The organism is Streptomyces sp. NPDC003379 (assembly GCF_053589195.1).
In genome coordinates, this window is the sequence record NZ_JBSFRK010000058.1 from 25,908 (window position 1) to 35,994 (window position 10,087).

Annotated in this window: 12 protein-coding genes and 3 pseudogenes; 8 read left to right on the forward strand and 7 right to left on the reverse strand. The window is 67.9% G+C overall.

Annotated elements, in window-relative coordinates:
- Positions 1-24: 24 nt before the first annotated feature.
- Positions 25-540 carry a DUF6542 domain-containing protein gene (locus ACWDVB_RS35750; protein WP_451519472.1) on the reverse strand — a complete coding sequence of 172 codons (516 nt, stop codon included), beginning with the start codon at positions 538-540 and terminating at the stop codon, positions 25-27.
- A gap of 772 nt (positions 541-1,312) precedes the next feature.
- Between ACWDVB_RS35750 and ychF the strand changes: the two genes are divergently transcribed.
- The 3 genes and pseudogenes from ychF to ACWDVB_RS35765 all read left to right on the forward strand — a co-directional run.
- On the forward strand, positions 1,313-2,401 hold the full coding sequence (ychF, locus tag ACWDVB_RS35755) for a redox-regulated ATPase YchF (protein ID WP_451519471.1): 1,089 nt from the start codon (positions 1,313-1,315) through the stop codon (positions 2,399-2,401).
- Positions 2,402-2,603: 202 nt separating this feature from the next.
- Positions 2,604-2,865 (forward strand): annotated as a pseudogene (locus ACWDVB_RS35760) (hypothetical protein).
- Positions 2,847-3,120 (forward strand): annotated as a pseudogene (locus ACWDVB_RS35765) (DNA-binding protein); the annotation flags it as partial. The pseudogenes ACWDVB_RS35760 and ACWDVB_RS35765, both read left to right, overlap by 19 nt.
- A 50-nt stretch (positions 3,121-3,170) precedes the next feature.
- Here the strand turns inward: ACWDVB_RS35765 and ACWDVB_RS35770 are convergent.
- Both ACWDVB_RS35770 and ACWDVB_RS35775 read right to left on the reverse strand, forming a co-directional pair.
- Positions 3,171-3,530, reverse strand: a pseudogene (locus ACWDVB_RS35770) (caspase family protein); the annotation flags it as partial.
- Between the two features lie 4 nt (positions 3,531-3,534).
- A complete protein-coding gene (locus tag ACWDVB_RS35775) occupies positions 3,535-3,795 on the reverse strand; it encodes a hypothetical protein (protein WP_451519470.1) in 261 nt (86 codons plus the stop codon).
- A gap of 355 nt (positions 3,796-4,150) precedes the next feature.
- Between ACWDVB_RS35775 and ACWDVB_RS35780 the strand changes: the two genes are divergently transcribed.
- The 4 genes from ACWDVB_RS35780 (at position 4,151) to ACWDVB_RS35795 (ending at position 5,788) form a co-directional block, all read left to right on the forward strand.
- The gene (locus tag ACWDVB_RS35780; protein WP_062781983.1) at positions 4,151-4,402 is read left to right on the forward strand and encodes a type II toxin-antitoxin system VapB family antitoxin; all 252 of its coding nucleotides are present in this window, start codon (positions 4,151-4,153) and stop codon (positions 4,400-4,402) included.
- Entirely contained in the window at positions 4,399-4,815 is a 417-nt protein-coding gene (locus tag ACWDVB_RS35785) for a PIN domain nuclease (RefSeq protein WP_076684764.1), read from the forward strand. The genes ACWDVB_RS35780 and ACWDVB_RS35785 overlap by 4 nt, the downstream gene beginning before the upstream one ends.
- A 440-nt stretch (positions 4,816-5,255) precedes the next feature.
- A complete protein-coding gene (locus tag ACWDVB_RS35790; RefSeq protein WP_451519469.1) occupies positions 5,256-5,537 on the forward strand; it encodes a type II toxin-antitoxin system Phd/YefM family antitoxin in 282 nt (93 codons plus the stop codon).
- Entirely contained in the window at positions 5,534-5,788 is a 255-nt protein-coding gene (locus tag ACWDVB_RS35795; protein ID WP_451519468.1) for a Txe/YoeB family addiction module toxin, read from the forward strand. The genes ACWDVB_RS35790 and ACWDVB_RS35795 overlap by 4 nt, the downstream gene beginning before the upstream one ends.
- Before the next feature lie 81 nt (positions 5,789-5,869).
- Here ACWDVB_RS35795 and ACWDVB_RS35800 read toward each other — a convergent pair whose 3' ends face one another.
- Entirely contained in the window at positions 5,870-6,514 is a 645-nt protein-coding gene (locus ACWDVB_RS35800; protein ID WP_451519467.1) for a dihydrofolate reductase family protein, read from the reverse strand.
- A gap of 379 nt (positions 6,515-6,893) precedes the next feature.
- Between ACWDVB_RS35800 and ACWDVB_RS35805 the strand changes: the two genes are divergently transcribed.
- Complete coding sequence (locus ACWDVB_RS35805) at positions 6,894-7,202, forward strand: hypothetical protein (RefSeq protein ID WP_451612024.1); 309 nt, start codon at positions 6,894-6,896, stop codon at positions 7,200-7,202.
- Here ACWDVB_RS35805 and ACWDVB_RS35810 read toward each other — a convergent pair.
- The 3 genes from ACWDVB_RS35810 to ACWDVB_RS35820 are packed head-to-tail and all read right to left on the reverse strand — an operon-like array spanning position 7,172 to position 9,405.
- Positions 7,172-7,351 (reverse strand): acyl-CoA carboxylase epsilon subunit, encoded by a 180-nt coding sequence (locus ACWDVB_RS35810; protein ID WP_451519465.1) that lies wholly within the window; start codon positions 7,349-7,351, stop codon positions 7,172-7,174. The genes ACWDVB_RS35805 and ACWDVB_RS35810 overlap by 31 nt on opposite strands.
- A gap of 23 nt (positions 7,352-7,374) precedes the next feature.
- Positions 7,375-8,919 carry an acyl-CoA carboxylase subunit beta gene (locus ACWDVB_RS35815; RefSeq protein WP_451519464.1) on the reverse strand — a complete coding sequence of 515 codons (1,545 nt, stop codon included), beginning with the start codon at positions 8,917-8,919 and terminating at the stop codon, positions 7,375-7,377.
- Positions 8,920-8,973: 54 nt separating this feature from the next.
- Positions 8,974-9,405: a hypothetical protein gene (locus ACWDVB_RS35820; RefSeq protein WP_451519463.1), complete on the reverse strand. Its 432-nt coding sequence runs from the start codon at positions 9,403-9,405 to the stop codon at positions 8,974-8,976.
- Between the last annotated feature and the right edge of the window lie 682 nt (positions 9,406-10,087).

Genomic DNA, 10,087 nt, shown 5'->3' on the forward strand with positions numbered 1-10,087 from the left:
CGGGGCCTCTCCCCGACGGCGGCGTCAGACGGTGGGGAGGCGCTTGCCGCCCGGCTGCCGCGGCGCGGGGTGGGGCTGCCCGGGAGGCTCGGACATCAGCCGGACCTTGCGTACGGTCACGATGAGTCCGGCGACGAGCGTGCCTCCGTAGAGCCATCCCGCGTACAGCGCCAGCGACGTCACGAGCCCCATGAACTGGCCGCCGAGCCCGCCCGAGCCCCCGGAGATCGGCAGGATCCCGGCGGCGAAGGCGATCGGCACGGTCACCGGCGCGGCGACCAGGTCGGCCGGGCGCACCCACAGCGCGGTGAGCGCCGCCACGGGCACGAACAGCACGCCGTACGCGACGACGGAGCCGCCGAACAGCAGCCTCAGCACGCAGGCGAACACGAACATCACGGCCGCGCAGAACAGACCGCTGCCGAGCCCCGTGAGGCGCGGATTGGGCATCCGCTGAGCCCAGCGGTACAGCGCGGTGCGGCGCAGCGCCCGGACGAAGGGCGGGGCGGGCCGGCGCGGACGGGCCGCGGCCCGGTACACGGTGCCGGGCTCGGCGGCCCGGCCTTGCGGGGGCAGTGGCGCGGTCCGGCCGGCCGCGTCCGTGGCGGCGCCCTTCGGGCCGGACGGGGCCGTCGGCTCGGACGGACCCGTGGGTCCGGATGGCCGCGTCGGTTCGGACGGACCCGCCGGCTGGGATGGCCCGGCCGGCTGGGGCTGAGCCTCCGGCGCGGACCGAACCCTCACCTCCGGGTCGGACCGAACCGTCACCTTCGGGTCGGGCTGGACTCTCACCTTCGGGTCGGGATGAGCCCTCGGCGCGGGCTGAACCTTCTGGTCGGGCTGAACTCTCACCTTCGGGTCGGGGTGAACCCTCGGCGCGGGCTGAACCTCCGGCTCGGACCGAACTCTCACCTTCGGGTCGGACCGCACCCTCGGCGCGGACTGAGCCTCCGGCGCGGACCGAACCCTCACCTCCGGGTCGGACCGAACCGTCACCTTCGGCTCGGGCTGAACCCTCGGCTCGGGCTGGACCTCCGGGGCGGGCTGAGGCTGAGGGGGACGCGTCCTGTGTTGCTCCACTGGACCAACCTAGGTCGGCTTCCGCGCGGAATCAGGCGCGGGACACGCCCTTTGGGTGACCTTGGCCATGCGTTCGACAGGGCGGGGCCCGGGTGGACGGCCGTCCGGAGGGGCCGGTGGCGGCACGCCGTAGACTGGTGGATCGGCCCATGTACGAAGCTCATGGAAGTTCATGGAAGCTCACGTACGAAGGGGCCGCCCCACCCAGCCCTGACGTACGGGAAGTCGCAACGTGTCGCTCACGATCGGAATCGTCGGTCTGCCCAATGTCGGCAAGTCGACCCTGTTCAACGCCCTGACCAAGAACGACGTGCTGGCGGCCAACTACCCGTTCGCCACGATCGAGCCGAACGTCGGCGTGGTCGGCGTCCCCGACCCCCGCCTGACGAAGCTGGCCGAGGTCTTCGGCTCGCAGAAGGTCCTCCCCGCGACCGTCGACTTCGTCGACATCGCGGGCATCGTGCGGGGCGCGAGCGAGGGCGAGGGCCTGGGCAACAAGTTCCTCGCGAACATCCGCGAGTCGGACGCGATCTGCCAGGTCATCCGCGCCTTCAAGGACGAGAACGTCGTACACGTCGACGGCAAGGTCTCGCCCAAGGACGACATCGAGACGATCAACACCGAGCTGATCCTCGCCGACCTCCAGACCATCGAGAAGGTCCTGCCGCGCCTCCAGAAGGAGTCGCGCATCAAGAAGGACATCGCTCCGAAGGTGGCGGCGGTCGAGGCGGCGAAGGAGATCCTGGAAAAGGGCGACACGCTCTTCTCCCAGGGCATCGTCCAGGGCTCGGGCAACGAGGAACTCCTCCACGACCTCCACCTCCTCACCACCAAGCCCTTCCTCTACGTCTTCAACGTCGACGAGGACGAGCTGACGGACGACGACTTCAAGGCCGAGCAGCGCGCGCTGGTCGCCCCCGGGGAGGCGATCTTCCTCAACGCCAAGCTGGAGTCGGACCTCGCCGAACTCGACGACGACGAGGCCCTCGAACTCCTCCAGTCGGTAGGCCAGGAAGAGCCCGGCCTCGCCACCCTGGCCCACGTCGGCTTCCGCACCCTCGGCCTCCAGACCTACCTCACGGCAGGCCCCAAGGAGTCCCGCGCCTGGACCATCAAGCAGGGCGCGACGGCCCCCGAGGCGGCCGGTGTCATCCACACGGACTTCCAGAAGGGCTTCATCAAGGCCGAGGTCATCTCCTTCGCGGACCTGGTCGAGACGGGCTCGGTGGCGGAGGCGCGCGCGGCGGGCAAGGCGCGTATGGAGGGCAAGGACTATGTGATGCAGGACGGGGATGTGGTGGAGTTCCGCTTCAACGTGTAGCGGGTCACGTACCACCACGTCGCTGATCTGGCAAACGTTCAGGTCAGGAAGGGTCCGGCTCTTCGGGGTCGGGCCCTTGGCTTTTTCCCGTGCTGGGATGGTGCTGGGATGGGATGAGAACGCCCGTGCTGGGTTTCGGACGGCGCTACCCGATGCGAGGGAGCGGGTGGGTGAGGGCTATCCACACGCCTGGTTTACGAATCTGAGGCTCCGCGCACCGGCGACGCGAGTGAGCCTCTCGCTGCCGGAGGGGACCGCGGAGGCGATCCGGGCACGGGTAAGCGGGATTTTCCGCCTTTGTTGCCGACGCGGTCGAACGTGAGCTGCGCGGCCAGGTCCTTGATGAGTGCCTGGCGGACTACGAGAGCCGTAACAGGCCCGTCTCCGAGCAGGCTCGCCGACGGGCACGGCAGGTCTTCGACGAGGTGTTCGCCGAGGAGGGCGAGTGGCCCGCCACAAGTTGAGTCACAAGGGGACGCTGGTCCTCGACAGCGAGGGGTTTTCGAAGCTGCTCGTCGACGAGCAGGTGGTGGCTCTGGCCGCCGAGCCGCGCTCGCACGGTATGTGAGGTCCTAATCAGCTCACTCGCCATCATCGAGGCTGTCCATGCCCGCACGAACAAGTCCCGCCTGAGCTGGGTGCTCTCCGGGCTACGCGTAGCCCCCGTGAGTGGCGAAGAGGCGAGGGCGGCCTCGAAGCTGCTGATGGATGCCGGTCTGCAGTCGAGGATCACGACGATGCTCCGAGCGCGGCATTCATCCATGACCTCGTGGATGAACGCCGCCGAGATCGTTGTGTAGGCAGGCCGGGCGGGATCCGTCTGACGGATGGCGAAGTGAAGCTTGTCGCTACGACTAACGATCCCGTGACCAGAGAGGTACAGGAGACGTACGTCGTTGCCCCAAGCACTGAGGAAGAACTCGCCGATTGCCCGCTCCAATGTGGCGCGGTTGGCATCGATGAGTGTCTGCACCTCGAAGGCGCCGATCTTTGAGTCACGCAGCAGGGCGTCCAGGCGAGTGCAGTCCACCTCGGGTGAACGGAGTTCCGGCAGTTCCGGGTGATCGTATGTCCCTGTACCGATGAGCAGAGCCCCACGGTTTCCGTTGCCGAACGGCTGGGCGGTCATATCGTCAGGACTGGTCGGCGGAGCGCTCTTCGGACTGGCCCTCGGCCGGAACCCCGCGGTGAGCGAGGAACTCGTCGATCAAACGAGCCCGCTCGGCCGCCGTGGCATCACTCAACTCGATCACGCGGCCTTCCATCTCCACCTTGATGCCGCGCACAGGCCGGTTCTTCAACCAGGTGTCGGCGAGTAGGAGGACCTGACGCAGAGCAAGCGACGCGGCCGTAACGACAACCGACCCAGCGGCGATCAGCTCGCTGCTCTTCACTCCCTCCGAGATATGGCCTGCCGAGCGCCCGGACCGTACGTCCAGTACGACCAACTCCTGGAGCGAGCGCCGCAGCTGTCCTCCAAGGCGCAGCAACTCGTCATCGTCTGTGTCAGCAAGCCCCAGGAGTTCCAGTCGTACGGTCCGGCGCATAGGTCCACCCCACTGTCTGCGCTCTCTTCGCGCGGCAGTTTAGGGAGAGAACTGGTCGGGTTGAGGCGAACGCCGGGTACTGGGGCGGTCCGGAGCGACTCGGCCCCTGATCTAGGTGCCCTCGGGACCTCAGCTTCCTGATGTCATTTCTAAGTCTGAATTGATATCATCGGTGGGTCGTCGGACTGTGGAGGGATAGCTGATGGCCAGGACTGTGATCGATCTGGACGAGGAGATCGTCGAGCAGGCGATGCGGGTGTACGGGGTGAAGACGAAGGCCGCCGCAGTGCGGGCGGCCATGGAGGAGGGGGTGAGGCTGCGGCTGCGCCGGGAGCTGTTCGATGCCATTGACGAGGGTGAGTTCGAGGACGCGTTCGCGGAGATCCGGTCGCAGACGGGGCCACGGAATCCGGACGGCTCGCTAAAGCGCGAAGGCGGGGCTTCGGCGGCGTGAAGGGGCGCTACCTCATCGACAAGTCCGCGCTGGCCCGCCGGGGCAAGCCGGCGGTGCGGGCGCGGCTGGATGCGCTGGACCGTGACGGGCTCCTAGCGGTGTGCGCCCCGACCGAGTACGAGGTTCTGTACTCGGCGCGCGGAAAGCCCGAGGCGCTGCGCCTGCGTACTCTGCTCCGTGGTTTCGACTACGTGCCCTGCAATGACGAGGAGTTCGAGCGGGCACTCGCGATCCAGGCACTGGCGCTGAACGCTGGTTTTCACCGGGCGCTGTCGCTGGCCGACGTCCTCATCGCGGCAACCGCCGAACGGCACCGGGCCACGGTCCTGCACTACGACGGCGACTTCGACATGATCGCCTCGGTGAGCGGGCTGCAAGCCGAGTGGGTCGTGGAGCCCGGCACCGCCGACTGAGCCGGGAACGCGCACTCCGTGCCAGGGCATGCCTCGACGGGTGAGGGCAGGGCCTGCTCGTCGTCAGCCGGATCGTTGTGGATCTGCTCAATGGTGCGGTTCGAGGACTGCGGCTGAAAGCAGGTCAGAGCTTCGAGCATCCGTGCACCGGCGCCCGCATATGTTAGGTAGCGTTCTCGGCGTCGAATCTTCTTGTACTTTGTCGAGATTCCCGTGCTGGGATGGTGCTGGGACGCGCCCGCATATCCGCAGGTCAAACCGGTTGTGGTGGAGTTCCGCTGCAACGTTTAGGCGCGAATTTGCCACGTTGTCTTGGTTAAAAGTGCGCGTCAGAGGGGTCCGACTCATTCGAGTCGGGCCCCTGGTTGTTTTCCGTACTGGGATGATGCTGGGCAGTAGTGGTACGTTATTCGGTACCACTTGGTAGAGGGAGGCAACTCATGTCTATAACTGCGAGCGAAGCCCGCAAGGGTCTCTTCCCGCTGATCAAGAAGGTCAACGAAGATCACGAGGCCATCGAGATCGTGTCCAAGCACGGCAACGCCGTACTCGTCTCGGCAGAGGACTACGCGGCGTTGCGCGAGGGCTCGTACCTGCTGCGCTCGCCTGCGAACGCACGGCGCCTGCTCAAGGCGTACGAGAACGCCCTGGGCAACATCAACGTCTCGGAGCGCGAGCTGATTGATCCCGACGCGGTGGGCCCTGCTGAGGGTGCTGCGTGAGGCTTGCTTTCGAGGAGCAGGGCTGGGAGGACTACACATCCTGGCTCAGGAACGACCGCAAGATGCTCGCTCGGATCAACAAGCTCATCGAGGACCTCAAGCGTGACCCTTTCACGGGGATCGGCAAGCCCGAGCCGCTCAAGTACCACTTGCCCGGGGTGTGGTCGAGGCGGATCGATGACGAGCACCGTCTCGTCTACCTGGTCACGGACAAAGAGATCGTGATCCTCGCAGCCCGCTATCACTACTGACCGCAGGAGCGACTGGACGGTGCGGCTCAGGGCAGCCCCGGCGGGGCAGAGCAGTCGGCCGAGGCCGCCCTTGAGGAGTGGCTACTTTCGCCAGAAGAGGTGGTGTGTCACGCCGCTCGGGCTGGGGATGATCTCCAAGTGGAACCGGTCCCGCAGGTCGTCGGGGGATTCCCAGAGTCGTACTCCGGAGCCGAGCTTCATCGGCGAGACCGCCACATGCAGGGTGTCGACGAGGTCGGCGTCGAGGAACTGTCGGATGGTGGTGGCGCCACCGCCGAGTCGGACGTCCTTGCCCTGCGCTGCTTCCCGTGCCTGGTCGAGGACCGTGGCCGGGTCGCCGTCGACGAAGTGGAATGTCGTGTCGGAGAGCGTGAACGACGGACGCTTGTGGTGAGTCATGACGAACACCGGGGTGCGGAACGGGGGCTCATCACCCCACCAGCCCTGCCACTCGTGGTCGTGCCAGGGCCCGCGCCGGGGGCCGAACTTGTTGCGGCCCATGATCTCGGCGCCGATGTTGCGGGCGTAGTCCCGCGTGAGGTAGTCGTCCAGGCCCCGGCTCCCCCCGGGTTCCGTGCGCATGGGCCAGCTCGCTGTGGCGCCGGCCCAGGCGAACAGCCTCTCGGGCTCGACATGACCGAATGGCCTCTCGAGGGTCTGGTCCTCACCGGCGCCTATTCCGTCACTTGAGACGTTGAAGTTCTGGACTCTCAGTAGCTGAACCACGCGTTCCTCCTGTGATGGTGACAACGGTGGTGAGACTTGCCCGGGCGGGAAAACTCATCGGTGAGTTGAGTTGAGTTGAGTTGAGTTGAGTTGCCTTGCCTTGCGTTGTGTCGCCCTTCGTATTGCTTGGTGTGTGCCGTGCGCAGCGGCTCGTGCGGCAGTACGTTGTCGTGCAGGAGGATCGGCGTGGTCCCGGAGCGCGAGAAAGGATCCGTGTCCGGCTCTCTGCGGAAGCTGCTGGGCGGAGTGCCCGCGCCGGTGGCCGTCGGCCACCGCATCGTCCACAGCGGACCCGATCTGGGGAGCCACACCGCTGCACGTTCCCCCGGCTCTCACCGTCTTCCACGCGGGCCTGCCCGCGGCCGCACGGGAGTACGCGGTGCCGGCCGCGTGGCGTGAGGAGTACGGGCTGCGCCGTTACGGCTTTCACGGTCTGTCCTACGCCTGGGCGCTCGACCGGGCCGCGGAGCTGCTCGGCCGCGGTCCCGAGCGGCTTCAGGTGGTGATCGCCCACCTCGGTGGCGGTTGTTCGGCGTGTGCGGTGCGCGACGGGCGGAGTGTGCCTCAGTGGAATGTGACAGCGCGCCCCCTGGAATTCGCCATGCGGATAGGGGGCGCGCTGGGAGGTGGTGGGTGGATGGCTGGTTGGCTTGGTGTTCAGCCTTGCCAGCTGTGGGGGGCCTGGTAGTTGTCGTGGCGCCAGGGGGTTGTGGGTTTGGGGCGGTGTGCGGAGGGGCTGGGTGGGGGTGTGGCGCGGGTGAGGAGGAGGAGCGTTACGGCTGCCAGTTCGGCGGCCGTGACCTCGCCTTTTTCGATGCGGATGTCGGCTGTGCGCATGGGGCCTCCGGGTGGGGAGAGCGTCATTGCGGGGGGTTGCCGTGTTTACGGGCGGGGCGGTCGGCGTGTTTGTTGGCGAGCATCGCGAGGGAGTTGATGAGGACCTCGCGGGTCTCGGCGGGGTCGATGACGTCGTCGACCAGGCCGCGTTCGGCGGCGTAGTACGGGTGCATCAGCTCGGCCTTGTACTCCTTGACCATGCGGGCGCGCATGGCCTCGGGGTCCTCGGCGGCGGCGATCTGGCGGCGGAAGATGACGTTGGCCGCGCCTTCCGCGCCCATCACCGCGATCTCGTTGGTCGGCCAGGCGTAGGTCAGGTCGGCGCCGATGGACTGGCTGTCCATGACGATGTACGCGCCTCCGTAGGCCTTGCGCAGGATCAGGGAGATGCGGGGGACCGTCGCGTTGCAGTAGGCGTAGAGGAGTTTGGCGCCGTGGCGGATGATTCCGCCGTGTTCCTGGTCGACGCCCGGGAGGAAGCCGGGGACGTCGAGGAGGGTGATGATTGGGATGTTGAAGGCGTCGCACATCTGGACGAAGCGGGCCGCCTTCTCGGAGGCCTCGATGTCCAGGACGCCCGCCAGGGACTGCGGCTGGTTGGCGACGATGCCGACGACCTTGCCGTCCAGGCGGGCCAGGGCGCAGATGATGTTCCGCGCCCAGCGTTCGTGGACCTCCAGGTAGTCGCCCTCGTCTACCAGTTCCTCGATGACCTTGTGCATGTCGTAGGGGCGGTTGCCGTCTACGGGGACCAGGTCGAGGAGTGCCTCGCATGTGCGGTCCCGGGGGTCTTCGGAGGCGTGCGCCGGGGGGTTCTCGCGGTTGTTCGACGGCAGCATCGCGATGAGGTAGCGGACCTCGGCGAGGCAGGTCTCCTCGTCGTCGTACGCGAAGTGTGCGACGCCCGACGTCTCGGCGTGCACGTCGGCGCCGCCCAGGCCGTTCTGGGTGATCTCCTCGCCGGTCACCGCGCGGACCACGTCCGGTCCCGTGATGAACATCTGTGATGTGTCTCGGACCATGAAGACGAAGTCGGTGAGCGCGGGGCTGTAGGCGGCGCCGCCCGCGCACGGGCCCAGCATCACGCTGATCTGCGGGATGACACCGGAGGCTTTGGTGTTGCGCTGGAAGATGCCGCCGTATCCGGCGAGCGCGGTGACGCCCTCCTGGATGCGGGCGCCCGCGCCGTCGTTCAGGGAGACCAGCGGGGCACCGGCCGCGATGGCCATGTCCATGATCTTGTGGATCTTCGTGGCGTGGGCTTCGCCCAGGGCGCCGCCGAAGATCCGGAAGTCGTGCGCGTAGACGAAGACCGTACGGCCCTCGACCGTGCCCCAGCCGGTGACGACACCGTCGGTGTACGGCCGCTTCGCCTCCAGGCCGAAACCGGTCGCCCGGTGCCGGCGCAAGGGTTCGACTTCGCGGAACGAACCCTCGTCCAGGAGCAGTTCGATCCGCTCGCGCACGGTGAGTTTGCCCTTGGCCTTCTGAGCGGCGGTGGCCGGTTCGCCGGGCCCTGCGAGGACCCGCTCCCGTATCGCCGCCAGCTCCGCGACTTGGAGTCTCATCTCTCCCCTTACCGGTTACCGATTGCCGTCACCGGGGACGTTGCGTGGTGCGGTTCAGTTGGTGAGCTTGCGCAGGCCGTTGATCTGCAGCACGGCGAACCCGCCGACGACGGCGGCCTGCATGAGGATCCACACCGTGCCGATCGTGTTGGGGTCGAACCAGCCGAACAGCGCGGTGGCGACGCTGGCGACGGCCCAGAGGAGGTTGGCCTCGATGACGAGCTTGGTGGCCGCGGCGGACGGGACCTGCTGGGCGGCGAGGAGGCCGACGAGCACGCCGTAGACGGTGAGGAAGACGCCGATCCCGCGCAGGAGCCCGGCGTTCATGTCGAGGAGGTCGCCGACGGGGCCGGCGGCGATCAGGTAGATCAGGCCGTTGCCGGCGGTGACGGCGGCGTCGAGACCGAGGAACAGACGCAGGGGGCGCGCGGCGGACGAGTTCGTGGCCGCGGTTCCAAGGCGTGCGGAGGTCTGGCTCGTGGTCATGAAGACTCCTGATGGATACGGTGGTCGGGGTTCATGGGTCGGGGGTTCATGCGCGCCGCGCGGGACGCGTACGGGGGCTCCCCCGCGGAGGGCGGGGGCTCGCTTTCCGTTCCGATGGTGACAATTGGCGCTGACCGGGCGCTGACGTGCCGGGTGCGGAGTTCCGGGTGCGGGGTGCGGGGTGCGGGGTGCGGGTTCCGGGTGTGGTGTGCTGACGGTGCTGGTCGGGTGCTGGCGCGGCTGTTGCGCGGGGCGTTGGCTGGCGCTGGTCGGGCGTTGCCGTCCCGGGCGTGGGCGTGCCGTTGTCGGCCTGCGCTGGTCGGTCGCTGATGCCCTGCGTGCGTGCGGGGTGTTGGCCCGTGCTGACCGGGTGTTGGCGTGGCTGTGTGCGGGGTGTTGGGCGGGTGCTGATGCCCCCTGCGCGGTCGCGCTGGCGTCCGTCCGCGCTGGTGGGTCGGCGTTGCCCCGTGTGCGTGCGGGATGTTGGCCCGTGCAGGTTGGGGGCCGGCGTGGCTGTGTGTGGGCGTCGGGGCGGGTCGCTGATGCCCCGGGTGTGGGGCGTGTCGGCTCGGGGCGCGCTGGGCGGTGTTGCCCCGTGTGCGTGCGGGATGTTGGCCCGTGCAGGTTGGGGGCCGGCGTGGCTGTGTGTGGGCGTCGGGGCGGGTCGCTGATGCCCCGGGTG

Bases quoted from the DNA above. Each gene is read 5' to 3' on its own strand.
- ACWDVB_RS35780 (WP_062781983.1), top strand. From the start codon at position 4,151: ATGGCCAGGACTGTGATCGATCTGGACGAGGAGATCGTCGAGCAGGCG.
- ACWDVB_RS35790 (WP_451519469.1), top strand. From the start codon at position 5,256: ATGTCTATAACTGCGAGCGAAGCCCGCAAGGGTCTCTTCCCGCTGATC.
- ACWDVB_RS35810 (WP_451519465.1), bottom strand. From the start codon at position 7,351: ATGCGCACAGCCGACATCCGCATCGAAAAAGGCGAGGTCACGGCCGCC.
- ACWDVB_RS35815 (WP_451519464.1), bottom strand. From the start codon at position 8,919: ATGAGACTCCAAGTCGCGGAGCTGGCGGCGATACGGGAGCGGGTCCTC.
- ACWDVB_RS35820 (WP_451519463.1), bottom strand. From the start codon at position 9,405: ATGACCACGAGCCAGACCTCCGCACGCCTTGGAACCGCGGCCACGAAC.